The 15,218-nt window shown below is 71.4% G+C and carries 11 protein-coding genes; 1 reads left to right on the forward strand and 10 read right to left on the reverse strand.

What is annotated here, in order from left to right; genetic code table 11:
* Positions 1-330: 330 nt before the first annotated feature.
* The 10 genes from CTJ15_RS18580 to CTJ15_RS18625 all read right to left on the reverse strand — a co-directional run bounded on the left by CTJ15_RS18580 (position 331) and on the right by CTJ15_RS18625 (position 14,152).
* Entirely contained in the window at positions 331-1,224 is an 894-nt protein-coding gene (locus tag CTJ15_RS18580; RefSeq protein ID WP_019459223.1) for an ABC transporter permease, read from the reverse strand.
* 11 nt (positions 1,225-1,235) lie between these two features.
* Positions 1,236-2,168, reverse strand: a complete 933-nt coding sequence (locus CTJ15_RS18585) for an ABC transporter permease (RefSeq protein WP_058390170.1) — start codon at positions 2,166-2,168, stop codon at positions 1,236-1,238.
* Positions 2,169-3,179 carry an ABC transporter ATP-binding protein gene (locus tag CTJ15_RS18590; RefSeq protein ID WP_099781819.1) on the reverse strand — a complete coding sequence of 337 codons (1,011 nt, stop codon included), beginning with the start codon at positions 3,177-3,179 and terminating at the stop codon, positions 2,169-2,171.
* Positions 3,176-4,207 (reverse strand): ABC transporter ATP-binding protein, encoded by a 1,032-nt coding sequence (locus CTJ15_RS18595; RefSeq protein WP_099781820.1) that lies wholly within the window; start codon positions 4,205-4,207, stop codon positions 3,176-3,178. Before CTJ15_RS18595 ends, CTJ15_RS18590 begins: the two co-directional genes overlap by 4 nt.
* On the reverse strand, positions 4,207-5,775 hold the full coding sequence (locus CTJ15_RS18600; RefSeq protein WP_099781821.1) for an ABC transporter substrate-binding protein: 1,569 nt from the start codon (positions 5,773-5,775) through the stop codon (positions 4,207-4,209). The genes CTJ15_RS18595 and CTJ15_RS18600 overlap by 1 nt, the downstream gene beginning before the upstream one ends.
* Before the next feature lie 7 nt (positions 5,776-5,782).
* On the reverse strand, positions 5,783-7,417 hold the full coding sequence (locus CTJ15_RS18605; RefSeq protein WP_019459219.1) for an ABC transporter substrate-binding protein: 1,635 nt from the start codon (positions 7,415-7,417) through the stop codon (positions 5,783-5,785).
* Positions 7,414-8,946 carry a phosphoric/sulfuric ester hydrolase PehA gene (gene pehA / locus CTJ15_RS18610; RefSeq protein ID WP_099781822.1) on the reverse strand — a complete coding sequence of 511 codons (1,533 nt, stop codon included), beginning with the start codon at positions 8,944-8,946 and terminating at the stop codon, positions 7,414-7,416. The genes CTJ15_RS18605 and pehA overlap by 4 nt, the downstream gene beginning before the upstream one ends.
* A 125-nt stretch (positions 8,947-9,071) precedes the next feature.
* Positions 9,072-9,641 carry a chalcone isomerase family protein gene (locus CTJ15_RS18615; protein WP_193009619.1) on the reverse strand — a complete coding sequence of 190 codons (570 nt, stop codon included), beginning with the start codon at positions 9,639-9,641 and terminating at the stop codon, positions 9,072-9,074.
* A 119-nt stretch (positions 9,642-9,760) separates the two neighbouring features.
* Positions 9,761-12,934, reverse strand: a complete 3,174-nt coding sequence (locus tag CTJ15_RS18620) for an efflux RND transporter permease subunit (RefSeq protein WP_099781824.1) — start codon at positions 12,932-12,934, stop codon at positions 9,761-9,763.
* 27 nt (positions 12,935-12,961) lie between these two features.
* Entirely contained in the window at positions 12,962-14,152 is a 1,191-nt protein-coding gene (locus CTJ15_RS18625) for an efflux RND transporter periplasmic adaptor subunit (protein ID WP_099781825.1), read from the reverse strand.
* 292 nt (positions 14,153-14,444) lie between these two features.
* On the opposite strand from CTJ15_RS18625, the gene CTJ15_RS18630 reads away from it, so the two are divergent.
* Positions 14,445-14,990: a TetR/AcrR family transcriptional regulator gene (locus CTJ15_RS18630; protein ID WP_019463240.1), complete on the forward strand. Its 546-nt coding sequence runs from the start codon at positions 14,445-14,447 to the stop codon at positions 14,988-14,990.
* Positions 14,991-15,218: the final 228 nt, after the last annotated feature.

Genomic DNA, 15,218 nt, shown 5'->3' on the forward strand with positions numbered 1-15,218 from the left:
AGGACCCTGCGGGCCCTGGACCCATTTTCGTTGGCGCTCTCTGTGGCCGGATCACGCCGGAGAGCATCGCTCTCCGGCGACTGCCAGTGCAGGTCGCGCGGACACGGCGTCTTTCTTCTTCCGGGGAGCCCCGCTGATCCACCTGCTCTCCGGGTTCAGACGGGAGACCAACCTTTCCACCCCGAGCCAATGAAAGGCGGGGTCCGGGGACATACCATGTCCCCGGCGGTGGGGGTTCCGGGGGCAGGCGGAGCCTCCCCCGGGGCTGGCCACAAGTGCGACGCCACAGCGTGTCGCCCCAGCGTGTCGCCCCAGGCGAAACCCGGCGGCCTACCGCAGGGTCGGGTCCAGCCGGTCGCGCAGCCAGTCGCCGATCAGGCTGACCGAGAGGGTGGTCAGCACGATCACGGCGGAGGGGGCGAGCAGGATCCAGGGGGCGCGGGTCAGGTACTCGCGCCCATAACCCACCATGTTGCCCAGCGAGGTCATCGGCGGCTGCACACCCAGGCCCAGGAAGGAGAGTCCGCTTTCCAGCAGGATGATCTCCGGGAAGGCCAGCGTCATCGACACGATCAGGGTCGAGGCGATGTTGGGCAGCACGTGGCGGCCATAGATGCGCCAGGGCGAGGCGCCGAGCTGGCGCACCGCCGCCGCGTAGCCCTGGGCGCCGGCGCTGATGGCGAGGCCCCGGGCGATGCGGGCATAGCGTTCCCAGCCGTTGAGGCCGAGCAGGCAGATGAAGAGCGGCAGGCTGTTGCCGAAGAAGGCCAGCACCGCCAGCGCCAGGATCAGAAAGGGCATGGCCGCCTGGAAATCCACCAGCGCCATCACCGCCTGTTCCACCAGCCCACGGAAATGCGCGGCCAGGAAGCCCAGCAGCGTGCCCAGCACCGCCGAGATGGCGGTGGCGCCGAAGGCGATCAGCAGGCTCATGCGGATCGAGGCGATGAGCCGGCTCAGCACGTCGCGGCCCAGCTCGTCCGTGCCCAGCGGATGCAGCCAGGTGCCCCCCAGCCCGACCGGCGGGGCGAGGCGCGACCGCAGGTCGAGCGCGGTGATGGGGAAGGGGCTGATCCAGTCCGCGGTGAAGGCCACCGTCAGCATCAGCACCACCCAGCCCAGGCCGAGCAGCACGGGCAGCGGGACGGGGACGCGCTTCGGTGCGGGCGGCGCCGTGATGGCCGGGGCGGAAGCGGGCGCGGCGGGGAGGGCGAGGTCGGACATGCGGCTCTGCCTCAATGCGCGCTGGCGGCGCCGACCCGCAGGCGCGGATCGAGGACGCCATAGAGCAGGTCCACGACGAGGTTCGCCGCCACCATGGTGGCGGCCACCAGCAGCAGGATGCACTGCACCACCGCCAGGTCCCGGTTCGCCACCGCCACCACCAGCAGGCGGCCGACGCCGGGCCAGGAGAAGACGCTTTCCACCACCACCGCGCCGGCCAGCAGGCTGCCCACCATGAAGCCCACGATGGTCACGGTGGGGATGGCGGCGTTGGGCAGCGCGTGGCGGCGCACGGCGGCGTGCCAGGGCACCCCCTTGGCGAGGGCGGTGCGCATGTAGGGCTGGCCCAGGACCTCCAGCATGGCGGAGCGGGTGAAGCGCGCCAGCACGGCGGCCCCGCCCATGCCCAGGGTGATCACCGGCAGGATGGCGTGCCGCCAGCTGTCCTGCCCGCCCGAAGGCAGCCAGCCGAGCTGCACCGCAAAGACCAGCACCAGCACCAGGCCCAGCACGAAGGAGGGCACGGTGAAGCCGGCGACGGCCAGGAACATCACGCCCCGGTCGATCCAGGAATTGCGGTGCAGGGCGGCATAGACGCCGGCCGGGATGCCGAGGCAGAGCTTGATCAGCAGGGCGGGGATGGTGAGGGCGAGCGTGGCCGGGACACGTTCCGCCACCAGTTCGATGGCGGAGCGGCCGTCGCGCATGGACTGCCCGAGATCGCCGTGCAGGATGGCGCCGAAATAGCGCAGGTACTGCACCCAGAGTGGGTCATCGAGGCCCCAGGCGCGGCGGAAGGCGGCGATGGCCTCGGGCGGCGCATCGGCGCTCATGATCAGCAGCGCCGGGTCGCCGGACAGGCGCAGCACGATGAAGGCGAAGCTGACCACCAGCAGCAGGGTCAGCAGCGCGCGCAACAGGCGGATGCCGAGGAAACGGAGCATTCAGGCGGCTTCCAGCACGGGTGTGTCCGACAGGCCGGTGCCGGCGGTCATGTCGCCCTGTGCCACGTGGCAGGCGACGAGGCGGCCGTCGCCGCGCAGCTTCAGCGCCGGCGATTCCCGGCGGCAGAGCGGGCCCGCCACGGGGCAGCGGGGATGGAAGGCGCAGCCGGTGGGCCGCGCCGCGGGATTGGGCGGATCGCCGCGGAGCACGATGCGGTGGCCGCTCCGCCCGGGCTGCGGGATGGCGGAGACCAGGGCGCGCGCATAGGGATGGGCGGGGTCGTGCAGCACCGCGTCGGGGTCGCCTTCCTCCACGATGCGGCCGAGATACATCACCGCCACCCGGCGGCTGACCTGGCGCACCGCGCGCAGGTCGTGGCTGACGAAGAGCATGGCGATCCCGGCGCGCTCCTGCACCTCGCAGAGCAGGTTCATCACCTGCGCCTGGATCGAGACGTCCAGCGCGCTGATCGGCTCGTCGCAGACCAGCAGGGCGGGGTCGGTGGCCAGGGCGCGGGCCAGCACGGCACGCTGCCGCTGCCCGCCGGACAGTTCGTGCGGGTAGCGCGCGCCCTGGTCGGGGCGCAGCCCTACGGCGCGCAGCAGCGCCTCGGTCCTCGCGGCGCGCTCCGAGGCGCCGCCGAGACCGTGGATCTCCAGCGGCTCGGCGATCTGCGCGGCGACGGTCAGCCGGCGGTCGAGCGCGCCCAGCGGGTCCTGGAACACCATCTGCATCCGGGCCCGCTGGCGGCGCCAGGCAGGGCTGCCCGGCGGCGGCATGGGCGTGCCCTCGAAGCGGACCTCGCCCTCGTCCGGGCTTTCCAGCCCCAGCACGAGGCGGCCGGTGGTGGACTTGCCGCAGCCGGATTCGCCCACCAGCCCGAGCGTCTCGCCCGGACGCAGTTCCAGCGACACGCCGTCCACGGCGCGGACCTCGGCGGCCCGGCCCAGGAAGCCGCGCCGCATGGCATAGCGGCGCACGAGGCCCTGGGCCTGCAGGAGAAGGCTCATGCCGACTGCATCTCCGACGAGCGCCGGATCGGCAGCGGCGGGATGCCGCGCGGCGGCACCGGGCGGAAGCAGGCGGCGCGGTGGCCGGGCTCCACCAGGGTCAGGCGCGGCAGGGCGGCGTCGCAGGCGGCCACGTGGCGGGGGCAGCGCGGGCCGAAGGGGCAGCCCGGAGGCATGGCCCAGGGCTCCGGCACGGCGCCGGGAATGGCGTTGAGCGGGCGGCGCGGCCCGTCGATCGGCGGCAGGGCGGCCAGCAGCCCGTCCGCGTAGGGATGCAGCGGGGCCTTGAGCAGGCGCTCCGTGGCGGCCTCCTCGATCACCCGCCCGGCATAGAGGACGCAGACGCGCTCGCAGGTTTCCCCCACCACGCCGAGGTCGTGGCTGATCAGCACCAGCGCCATGCCGGTGTCGCGGCGGATCTCCGCCAGCAGTTCCAGGATCTGCGCCTGGATGGTGACGTCCAGCGCGGTGGTCGGCTCGTCCGCCACCAGCAGCTCCGGCTGGCCGGCGAGCGCCATGGCGATCATCACGCGCTGGTTCTGCCCGCCCGACAGCTCGTGCGGATAGGCATCCAGCCGCCGCCGGGCGTCGGGCATGCCGACCCGGTCGAGCAGCCTTTCGGCCTCGGCCCGGGCAGCCCTGCCGGCCATGCCGCGATGCAGGGCCAGCACCTCGGTGATCTGCCGGCCGATCCGGTGGACCGGGTTCAGGCTGCTCGCCGGGTCCTGGAAGATCATGGCGACGCGGCCGCCGCGCACGCGGTCCAGCACCTCTGGCGCGGCGCCCAGGAGCTCCTGGCCATCGAGCCGCACGCTGCCGGTGACGCGCGCCTTGGGCGGCAGCAGCCCCAGGGCGGCCAGCCAGGTGACCGACTTGCCGCAGCCGGATTCACCCACCAGGGCCAGGGATTCGCCGCGCCCGATGGTGAGATCCACGCCGCGCAGGGCGGGCGTGCCGTCGAAGCTGACGGCGAGGTTGCGGATTTCGACGAGCGGCGCAGAGGACGGGAGCGTTTCGTTCGGCGGCATCAGGCGCCCCAGTTCCCGGCGCGGAAATCCATCACGAAGGCCTGGGCCGGCTTCCAGCGGATGTCGCGGCGCTTGCCGGTGAAGTTCGCGGTCTGGTGCAGCACCGTCCAGGCCGGGTCCTCACGCTCAGCGATCTCCAGCATGCGGGCCCAGGCGCGCCGGCGCTGCACCGCGTCGGTGGCGTTCTCCAGCACCGCGGAAAGATCGCCGAACTCCTCGTTGCGCCATTCGCCGCCGACCCAGGCCGAACCCTGCCGGCCGAAATTCGGCGGGGTCTGGGACACCGGATCGCCGAAGGAGGCGCCGTTGGACCAGTCGCGGATGGCGCGGTCCGGCCCCGGCTCGGTGATCTGGGACCAGTTCTCCCGCATCTCGATGCGCACGTTCACCCCGGCCTCGCGCCAGCCCTCGATTAGGATCTGCGCCGTCGAGGTCTGCGCGGTGTAGTAGTTGTTCAGCACGCGGTAGGGGATCGGCTCGCCGCGGTAGCGGGACTGCTTCAGCATGCGCCGGGCCTCGGCCAAGTCGTATTCCGGCACGGTCCAGTCGCGCACCAGCATGTCGCCGAAGAACTCGAACTGCAGGCCGGGCGGCACGCGGGTGCGGCCGGACCACAGCGCCTGCACGATGGCCTCGCGGTCGATCGCATGCGTCAGGGCGCGCCGGACCAGTGGATCGGCGAGCGCGGCATGGTGCTTGTCGAAGACCAGCATGCGGTGGTTGCCGATCAACCCGCCCACCACCTCGTGGCGCGGGCTGCGCTCGACCTCGGCGATCTGGTCGGGCGGGATGTCGCAGGCGAAATCCGCCTCGCCGGATCGCAGCATGGCGATGCGGGCGGCGACCTCCGGCACCTCCAGGAAACGGATGCGCGAAAGCGGCGGGCGACCGCCCCAGTAGTCGTCGAAGGCCTCCAGGACCAGATGGTGGTCCGGGCGGAACTCCACGACGCGGTAGGGGCCGGTGCCCACGGGCCGGCGCGACCATTGCGGCCAGTCCCCGACCGCCTCATAGGCGGCGGCGGAATGGATGGTGGCCAGGGAGCGGCTGAGCTTGCCCTCCAGCGTCACGTCGGGCGTGCGGTTGACGAAGCGCACCGTGCGGGCATCGACGATCTCCACCCGCTCGAAGCCGGGAAAGGAGCGGCGTGCCACGGCCACTGCCTCGGGCGGCGGGTTGCGCGGGCTGCCCTCGGCGCCCCACATGCGCGGGCCGAAGGAATGGACGACATCCTCCGCCGTCATCGGGCGCCCGTCGTGGAAGCGCACGCCCTCGCGCAGCGTGAGCTCCAGCCGCTGCGCGTCCAGGCGACGCCAGGAGGTGGCGAGCCCCGGACGCAGCGACAGGTCGCCGGTCCAGTCCGTGTCGATCAGCGGCTCGGCATAGGAGTAGAAGATCCGGCCGCCGACATTCGACTGCTCGCGCAGCATCTCCAGCGAGTTGCTGTTGCTGATCTTCTGCACCGCCACGGTGATGGCGGGGCGCGCGCCCTGGGCGATGGCGAGGCGCGGCAGGCAGAGCGCCGCGCCGGCCGAGGCCAGCGCAGCGCGACGGGTCAGGCCGGACATGGTCCCCTCAGGCCGTCCAGTTGTTGGCGCGGAACTCCATGGCGAAGGCCGGGGCGGCCTTCCACCGGATGTCCTTGCGCTTGGCGGTGAAGGTCGCGTTCTGGTGCAGCACCGTATAGGCCGGGTCCTCGCGCTCGGCGATCTCCAGCAGCCGGCGGAAGACCTGCTTGCGGCGGGGGCGGTCGGTGCTGGTCTCCAGCTCCACGCAGAGCCGGTTCAGCTCCTCGTTGCTGTACTCGCCCACCTGCTGCTGCTGCCCGTTCGGCCCGTGCTGCGCGACCAGCGAGGAGACCGGGTCGTTGAAGGGCGCGGAGTTGGACCAGTCGCGCACCGCACGGCCCGGGCTGCGCTCCAGGATCTGGGTCCAGTTCTCCTTCATCTCGATCTGGACGTTCAGGCCCACCTGGCTCCACATCTCCACCAGCACCTGCGCGGTCGGCGTCTGGTTGGTGTAGTAGTTGTTCAGCAGGCGGTAGGGGATCGGCTCGCCCTTGTAGCCCGCCTCCTTCAGCAGGCGCTTCGCCTCGGCCGGGTCGTATTTCGGCACCGACCAGTCGGCGATGAACATGTCGCCGTAATAGTCCCACTGCAGCCCGCGCGGCACCACGGTGCGGCCGCTCCAGAGGCTGTCCACGATCGCCTGGCGGTCGATCGCATGGGTGAAGGCGCGGCGGACGCGGGCGTCCCGCAGGGCGGGGAAGTTCTTGTCGAAGACGGTCAGGCGGTGGTTCAGGATGGTGCCGCCCTGCACCTCATAGGCCGCGTCGCTCTCGATGCCGGGGATCTGGTCGGGCGGGATGTCGCAGGCGAACTGCACCTCGCCGGAGCGCAGCGCGTTGATGCGGGCGGAGACCTCCGGCACCTCCAGGAAGCGGATCCGCTTCAGCGGCGGGCGGCCGCCCCAATAGGCATCGTGTGCCACCAGGGTCAGCGACTGGTCCGGCTTGAACTCGGCCACCATGTAGGGGCCGGTGGTGACGGGCTTGCGCGCCCAGTCGAACCAGCTCGGCGCCTCGACATAGGCGCGGCGGGAGATGATCTCGCTGCCGTAGCGGGCGAGACGGCCTTCCAGCGTCACGTCGGGCGAGGCGTTGTGGAAGCGGACGGTGTACCGGTCCACCACCTCGACACGCTCCAGCGCCGGCCAGGAGCGGCGCGCGACGGCGGGCACCTCGGCCGGCAGCTCGCGGCCCGCGCGGGTCGGGATGCCTTCGCCCTTCACCGCGATGGTGCGGCCCTGGGCCGTGGCCGGCGTGTCGCCGAACATGCGCTCGCGGCCGAAGGAGAAGGCCACGTCCTCGGCCGTCATCTCGTCGCCGTTGTGGAAGCGCACGCCGGGGCGCAGCTTCAGCTCCACAGCGCTGTCGCTCAGCCGCTTCCATTCCGTGGCCAGCAGCGGCACGGCGCGCAGCTCGCCCAGCCAGTCGCGGCCGATCAGCCCTTCCCAGATCGAGGAGAAGAAGATCCGCTCGCCGACATTGGACTGCTCGCGCAGCACCTCCAGCGTGTTGGAGTTGCTGATCTTCTGGACGGCGATGTCGATGCTGCGGCGCTGGTCCCCCTGTGCGATGGCGAAGCGCGGCAGGCCGGCCGCGCCGAGGCCGGCGGCCCCGAGCAGCGTGGAGCGGCGGGACAGGATCATCGGCTTCTCTCCTCCAGGCCCTGGGGCGTGGATCGGTAATGCGTCAGGGTGCGTTCGGCATGGCGCATGCGGTGCGACAGGGCGCGCTGCGCGTAATCCGCGACGATGGCCGCATGGGCCGGATCGTCGGCCAGGTTCACGAACTGGTTCGGGTCCTCCTCCAGGTTGAAGAGGAGGGGCGGGAGTGCCGCGAAATGCACGTATTTCCATTGCTCGTCCTGCACCACGCAGAGCGAGCAGTCATCCATGCCGAGGCCCAGCGGCGCCTCGGGATGCGAGTAGTACACGTCGCGGAAATCGTATTCGTAGAAGAGGTGCTCGCGCCAGTCGGCGGGGCGCCGGCCGTGCAGCAGCGGCAGCAGGGAGCGCCCGTCGCAGGCGCGCGGCACCTCGCCGCCCAGCCAGTCAATGATGCTGGGCAGCACATCCACACTCTCGGTGAAGGCGCTCTCGACGCGGCCGGCCTGTTCCGGCGCATCCGGGTCCACCACCACCAGGGGGATGCGGAAGCTCTCGTCGTGGAAGCCGATCTTGCCGAACAGGTAGTGGTCGCCGAGCTGCTCGCCATGGTCGGAGGTGAAGATGATCAGCGTGTTCTTCCACTGGTCCGTGGCGTCGAGATGGGCAAAGACCTCGCCCAGCGCCGCATCGACCTCGGAGATCAGCCCGGCATAGGTGGCGCGCATCTGGCGGATCTCCGACTCGGCCATCTCGTTCGCCGCGCCGCCGGCGCCATGGAAGAAGGAGCCCCGCTGCACGCCGTGCAGGTAGAAGTCGAGCAGCGGGTGCTGCGCCGCTTCCTCGCGCCAGTGCGGCATCCGCACCGGGGCGGGCATCTGCTCCGGCCGGTACATGCGGTTGAAGGGCTCGGGCGCGATGAAGGGCGGGTGCGGGCGCCAGTAGCCGAGATGCAGGAACCAGGGCTTCTCGCCGCGGCCCTTCAGGTAGGTGAGCGCGCGCTCGGTGAAATAGGCGGTGTCGGAAAGCTCGGTCGGGATGCGGCTGGGCCGGTCGGTGGCGCCGGGCACGTCGTCCACGCCTTCCGGCAGCCAGATGTCCTCGCGGTTCGGCGGCAGGGGATAGCCCTTCTGCGCCAGCCAGCCGAAATACCCGTCCATCGAGGGCTCGAAGGCGCCGACGCTGCGGAAGCCTTCCATCAGGTCGCCCAGCAGGGAGAAGCGCGGATCGTTGCGGCTGGTGCCGCGCGGGTCCGGCGTGGTGGTGGTGTAGCCGATCAGCGCCGGATCGTAGCCCACGCCGCGCAGCGCCTTGCCCAGGTTCATGTGGCGCGCGTCGAGCGGCACGGTGTTCTGCACCGCGCGGTGGTTCATCAGGTACAGGCCGGTCAGCAGGCTGGCGCGGGCCGGGCCGCAGGGGACGGCGGTGGTCACATGGTTGCGGAAGGTGACGCCCTCCCGGCACAGCCGGTCCAGGTTCGGCGTGCGCAGGAAATCGGCACCGAGCACGGGCATGAAATCCGCCCGCCACTGATCCACCACGATGAGGAGGACGTTACGCTGAGACGCCATGAGTCGATCCGAACGTGTTCGGTGGGCGGCTTAGTCGTTCTGCACGTCGCGGGCGTGATGCTTGGGTGACGATCGGATGACAATCCGATGGCCGGGTGAAACCTTCCGGCGGAGGCCGGGAAGGATCAGCGCTGCCTGAGCAGGCCGGCGCGGACCTCCGGCAGCAGGCTCTGCGGCCCGATGAAGGTGGCGAGCACGACGCGCGCGAAGGCCGGGTCGGTGATCCGGCCGATGAAGCGGCCATCGGTGAAGACGTCCATCCCGTCCCGGGTGAAGAGCAGGGAACCGCTCTCCCCCTTGTGCACGGCCGGAACGGCGTCGAGGAAGCGGGCCACGTCCTGCGGCTGCAGCCGGCAGGGGGCGCGGCAACTGGCGGCCAGCCCTTCCTCCCAGGACTTGCGGGCATCGGCGGCATCGATGTTCCGGGAGAAGACGAACTGGACGAGCTTCGCCTGGTCCGAGTCCAGGATCTGCGCGGCATCGGAGGAAGGCCGTTCCAGATACAGCGCGGCCACGTAGATATGCACATGCAGGATGGAATAGGTGCGGAGCGCGGTCCCGTTCAGCACCAGCCGGTGGCCGGCGACGGTCCGGGTGTCGGGAAAGGTCACCCCGTCCAGCGTCGCCGCCTCCACCCGCATCAGGCCCGCACAGAGAAACAGGGCAGGGAGGATCGCCAGCATTCGTCCAGGCATTGTCACGCTCCAGTCACAGGGCGTGACATTGCACATCCGGGGCGGCCTCGCGCCAGCCCGCCATCGGGGGGGAGGGCCATCACGATTTCCGGCAGGCCACCCGGCCTGCCGGAAAGGGTTCATTCCGCCAGCGCCACGGCACCGGCCGCCCGCCGCGCCTGCCGCCGGGCCATGGCGCTGGCGACCACGTAGAAGACGGGGGTGAAGAGCAGGCCGAAGCCGGTCACGCCCAGCATCCCGGCGAAGACCGCGGTGCCCAGGCTCTGCCGGATCTCCGCGCCCGCGCCCGTCGCCACGGCCAGCGGCAGCACGCCCAGGATGAAGGCCAGCGAGGTCATCAGGATCGGCCGCAGCCGGGTGTGCGCCGCGGCCTCGGCGGCCTGCCAGCGGCTCATGCCGTCGCGCTCGGCGGCGCGGGCGAATTCCACGATCAGGATGGCATTCTTGGCCGCCAGCCCGACCAGCACCACCAGCCCGACCTGCACCAGCACGTTGTTGTCCAGCCCGCGCCAGACCACGCCGAGCAGCGCCGCCAGCACCGACATCGGCGCGATCAGCACCACCGCCAGCGGCAGCAGCCAGCTCTCGTAGAGGGCGGCCAGCAGCAGGAAGACGAAGACCACGGCCAGCCCGAAGGCGAGTGGCGCGGTGTTGCCCTGGGTCGTCTCCTGCAGGGCGAGCTCCGTCCATTCGTAGGAGAAGCCGGCGGGCAGCGCCTCCTCCAGCGCCGACTGCATGGCGGCGATGGCCTGGCCGGTGGAAGCGCCGGGCGCGGGCGTGCCCTGGATCTCCGCCGCCGGATAGAGGTTGTAGCGCGGCACGCGATAGGCGGCGCTGTCGTCCTGGAAGCTCGCCAGCGCGCCGATCGGCACCATCTGCCCGTCGGCGTTGCGGGTGCGCAGCAGCGCCACGTCGCGCGGCGTGCGGCGCTGCGCCTCCTCGGCCTGGGCGGTGACGCGGTAGGTGCGGCCGAGGATGTTGAAGTCGTTCACGAAGGCCGAGCCGAGATAGACCGAGAGCGTTTCCGATACCTTGTCCAGCGGCACGCCCAGCATCTCCGCCTTGGTGCGGTCCACCTCGGCCCGCAGGGTGGGGGTGGCGGTGTTGAAGAGCGAGAAGGCGAAGCCGACCTCCGGCTTCTGCCGTGCCGCCGCCAGCACCGCCTGGGTGGCCTGTTCCAGCGCCCGCGGCCCGCGCCCGGCCCGGTCCTGCACATACAGCTTGAAGCCGCCGCCGGTGCCGATGCCGGGCACGGAGGGCGGCGGGATCACCAGCGCCAGGGCCTCCCGGTCCTGCGCCAGCTTCGCCTGCAACTGGCCGATGAGGGCGCCGTAGCTGACGCCCTCCTTCGCCCGTTCCTCGAAGGATTTCAGGCCGACGAAGATCACGCCCGTGTTCGGCGCGTTGGTGAAGGTGGCGCCGTCGAAGCCGGTGAAGGCGATGGCATGTTCCACCCCCGGCACGGACAGCACCGCCTCCGAGGCACGGCGGATCACCGCGTCGGTGCGCGACAGGGCGGCGCCGGGTGGAAGCTGGAAGGCGGCGATCAGGTAGCCGCGGTCGAGCGGCGGGATCAGACCGGTGGGTGTCATCCGCACCATCTGCCCCGTGGCCAGCAGCAGCCCGGCATAGAGCAGCAGCAGGATCACCGGCAGCCGCACCAGCCGCCGCGTCAGCCCGCCATAGCCCAGGGAGAGCGCGTCGAAGACCCTGTTGAAGCCCCGGAAGAACCAGCGGAAGGGCGCCCCGATCCAGGCGAGGCGCCCGCGCGGCGCCTCATGCGCGTGCGGGCGCAGCAGCAGCGCCGCCAGGGCCGGGGAAAGGGTGAGCGAGACCAGCGCCGAGAGCAGCGTCGCCACCGCGATGGTCACCGCGAACTGGCCGTAGAAGGCACCGGCGATGCCCGAGATGAAGGCGGTCGGCACGAAGACGGCGCAGAGCACCAGGGCGATGGCGACCAGCGCCATGCCCACCTCGTCCATGGTGCGGCGGGCGGCGTCGCGCGGCGTGGCGCCCTGCGCCAGGTGCCGCTCCACGTTCTCCACCACCACGATGGCGTCATCCACCACGATGCCGATGGCCAGGATCAGCCCGAACATCGACAGCGTGTTCAGCGACAGGCCCAGCGCCGCCATGGCGGCGAAGGTGCCGATGATGGAGACGGGGATCGCCAGAAGCGGGATCAGCGCCGCCCGCCAGGATTGCAGGAACAGCACCACCACCACGACAACCAGCAGCACCGCCTCGCCGAAGGTGTGCACCACCGCCTCCATCGACTGCTCGATGAAGTGCGTGGTGTCGTAGACCACGCCATAGGTGATGCCGGGCGGAAAGGAATGCGACAGCTCCTCCATGGTATGGCGCACCGCCTCGGCGGTTGCCAGCGCGTTGGAGCCGGGGCGCTGGTAGATCGGGATCGCCGTCGCCACCGCATTGTCCAGATAGGCGGAAACGGAATAGTCCTGGCTGCCGAGCTCCACCCGCGCGATGTCGCGCACCCGCACCGGGGCGCCGCGCGCATTGGTGGCGACCACGATCTCACCGAACTGCTCCGGCGTGGCGAGGCGCCCCAGCGCCTGGATGTTCAGCTCGAAGCCCGCGCCCGTCTCGCCCGTCGGCGGCTTGTTCAGCCCGCCCGCCGCGACCTGGAGGTTGGCGCGGCGCAGCGCCTCCACGACCTCCCCGGCGGTGAGCCCGCGCGCCGCCACCTTCGCCGGGTCGAGCCAGACGCGCATGGAATAGTCGCGCGCGCCGAAGACCTGCACGTCGCCGATCCCGTCCAGCCGCGCCAGCCGGTCGCGCACGTTCAGCGTGGCGTAGTTGGAGACGTACTGCTGGTCCCGCGACCCGTCCGGCGAATACATGTGCACGACCATCATCAGGTCGGGCGAGGCCTTGCGCACCACCAGCCCCAGCCGCCGCACCTCCTCCGGCAGGCGCGGCTCGGCGATGGCGACGCGGTTCTGCACCAGCACCTGCGCCGCATCCACGTCGGTGCCCTGGCGGAAGACCACGTTGATGGAGAGCCTGCCGTCGCCCGTGGACTGGGAGTTCAGGTAGAGCATCCCCTCCACGCCATTGACCTCCTGCTCGATCGGCGTGGCCACGGTCTCCGCCACCGTGGCGGCGGAGGCGCCGGGATAGTTCGCCGTGATCGTCACGGTGGGAGGCGCGATGTCGGGATACTCGCTGATCGGCAGGCGCAGCAGGGCGATGCCGCCGACCAGGGTGATGGCGATGGAGATCACCGCGGCGAAGACCGGCCGGTCGATGAAGAAGCGGGCGAAGCGCATGGCGCGGTTCCTGCGGCGTGGGTGGCGCTACCGCGCCTGCGTGAGTTGTGCGCTGGCGGGGCCGATGCGTCCGGCCTCGGCGGTGACGCGGCTGCCGGGGCGGGCGAGGTGCAGCCCCGCCACCACCACCCGGTCCTGCGGCGCCAGCCCGCTGCGGATCACCCGCAACCCATCCACCAGCGGGCCGAGCGAAACCGGCTTCGGCACCACCATGCCGTCCTGCGCCACGGTCAGAACCATGCGCTCGGCTTGGTCCGCCGCCACCGCGGCATCGGGCAGCAGCAGGGAGTCGGAGGCCCCGGTCCGCAGCCGCAGCCGGGCGAAGACGCCGGGCGTCAGGAACAGGTCCGGGTTCGCCAGCACCGCCCGGGCGCGCACCGTGCCGCTGCGCGGGTCCAGCGCCACGTCGGTGAAGTCCATGCGCCCCTGGCGATCCCAGCCTTCCTCGTCGGCGAGGCGGATCTCCACCGGGTTGCCCTGGCCCGCGCGGGCGGGCTGGTCGCTGGGCCGGGCGCCGCTGCGCGCCAGCCGGGCGAGGCGCAGGTAGTCGGCTTCCGGCGCGTCGAAGACGGCGTAGATCGGGTCGATCTGCAGGATCGTGGTCAGCAGCGTTTCGCCGGCCTGCACCAGGTTGCCCGCATCCACCCGGCGGTCGGAGATGCGGCCGCCGATCGGGGCGCGGATCTCGCTCCATTCCAGGTCGAGCTGCGCCTTGCGGAGCGCGGCCTGGGCGGCGTCGCGCTGCGCCACGGCCTCGGCCAGGGCGGCGCGGCGGGCATCGAGCTGTGCCATCGGGGCGATGCGGTTGCTGATCAGCGGCAGTGTGCGGTCCACCTCCTGCTGCGCCAGCACGGCCTGGGCCTGGGCGCGCGCCAGCTCGGCCCGGGCGCTGTCCACCGCGATCTCGAAGGGCCGCCGGTCGAGGGTGAAGAGCAGGTCGCCCTGCCGCACCACCTGTCCGTCGCGGAAATGCACCGCCTCCACCTGGCCCGAGACGCGGGCGCGGAGCTGGACGCGGGCGGAGGGTTCCAGCCGGGCGAGATGCTCGTCCCATTCGGTGATCTGCCGCCGCAGCGGCTGGGCCACGGTGACGGCGGGCGGGGCGGCGCCCGGCTGCTGTGCCAGTGCGGCTTGCGGGAGGAAGGGGGCCACCACCGCGAAGGTGAGGAGAAGGGCGGCCAGGGAGCCCTTGGGGGACTTGCGTTCGGGAGGGTGCATGACCTATCTCCTGGCCGGGTGATACCGACCGGTTCATCCCTATTGATACGGACCGGTCAGTCTCATTACAAGGGGTCGGGCCATCCGGAACCGCCGGACGGCACCGGCCCGGACTTGTTGTCGGAGCCCGGCGGCGGAGGCTCGGTTGTTCTCTCTCCACGCCGGCCCGGCCCGTTCGGGCGCAGAAGGAGGCAGGGAGAGACCCGTGAGCGAAGCCAGGACCGGCCAGGCCCCGGACAGGGAGCCCGGAAGGCAAGCCGCCGGGAAGGCGGGGCCATCGGACAAGCCCCCCGTGGCGCAGCGTGTCCGCGATGCGGCGCGCGAGCTGTTCTATCGCCAGGGCATCCATGCCACCGGCGTGGACGAGATCTGCCGGGCCGCCGGCACGACGAAGATGGGTCTCTACCGCGCCTATCCCTCCAAGGACGCGCTGATCGAGACGATCCTGCAGGAACGCTGCGATGCGCAGGAGAAGCTCGCCTGCATTACCGGGGATCGGAGCCTCTCCCCCCGCGAGCGGCTGCTCGCCTGCGTCAACATGGCGGCGGCGACGGTGCTGACCCCGGGCTTCCGCGGCTGCCCGCTGGGCCTCGCCATCGCGGAGTTCCCCGACCCGCACCACCCGGCGCGGCAGGTCGCGGACCACCACAAGCAGGCCATGCGCGAAACGCTGCGCTGCCTCTGCGCCGAGGCCGGAGCCCCTGCCACGCTGGGCGATTCCCTGCAACTGCTGATCGAGGGCGCCTTCGCCGTTGCCCCGGCCCTGGGCAACGAGGCAGCCTCCCGCGCGCTCGAAAGCTCCGCCCATACGCTGATCGAGGCCAGCCTGCCGGGCTGAGGGGGCGTTGCGCCTTGGGGAAGGTTCCACCTTCCCCAAACCCCATCCGCCAGGACACTGCGTGCCCTGGACCCGGTGAGTTGGTACTCGCTGATGCCGGATCGCGCCGGAGAGCCAGGCTCTCCGGCGGACTGCCGGTGCCGTCAGCGTGGAAACGGTGTCTTTCTTTCTCTCGGGAGCCCCGCCTCTCCACCTGTTCCCAGGGATCAACCCTCAGTCTGACGGCCA

The organism is Roseomonas sp. FDAARGOS_362 (assembly GCF_002754815.1).
Lineage (GTDB): Bacteria > Pseudomonadota > Alphaproteobacteria > Acetobacterales > Acetobacteraceae > Roseomonas > Roseomonas mucosa.

Coding starts and splice junctions, on each gene's coding strand:
- CTJ15_RS18580 (WP_019459223.1), bottom strand. CDS start 1,224: ATGTCCGACCTCGCCCTCCCCGCCGCGCCCGCTTCCGCCCCGGCCATC.
- CTJ15_RS18585 (WP_058390170.1), bottom strand. CDS start 2,168: ATGCTCCGTTTCCTCGGCATCCGCCTGTTGCGCGCGCTGCTGACCCTG.
- CTJ15_RS18590 (WP_099781819.1), bottom strand. CDS start 3,179: ATGAGCCTTCTCCTGCAGGCCCAGGGCCTCGTGCGCCGCTATGCCATG.
- CTJ15_RS18595 (WP_099781820.1), bottom strand. CDS start 4,207: ATGCCGCCGAACGAAACGCTCCCGTCCTCTGCGCCGCTCGTCGAAATC.
- CTJ15_RS18600 (WP_099781821.1), bottom strand. CDS start 5,775: ATGTCCGGCCTGACCCGTCGCGCTGCGCTGGCCTCGGCCGGCGCGGCG.
- CTJ15_RS18605 (WP_019459219.1), bottom strand. CDS start 7,417: ATGATCCTGTCCCGCCGCTCCACGCTGCTCGGGGCCGCCGGCCTCGGC.
- pehA (WP_099781822.1), bottom strand. CDS start 8,946: ATGGCGTCTCAGCGTAACGTCCTCCTCATCGTGGTGGATCAGTGGCGG.
- CTJ15_RS18615 (WP_193009619.1), bottom strand. CDS start 9,641: ATGCCTGGACGAATGCTGGCGATCCTCCCTGCCCTGTTTCTCTGTGCG.
- CTJ15_RS18620 (WP_099781824.1), bottom strand. CDS start 12,934: ATGCGCTTCGCCCGCTTCTTCATCGACCGGCCGGTCTTCGCCGCGGTG.
- CTJ15_RS18625 (WP_099781825.1), bottom strand. CDS start 14,152: ATGCACCCTCCCGAACGCAAGTCCCCCAAGGGCTCCCTGGCCGCCCTT.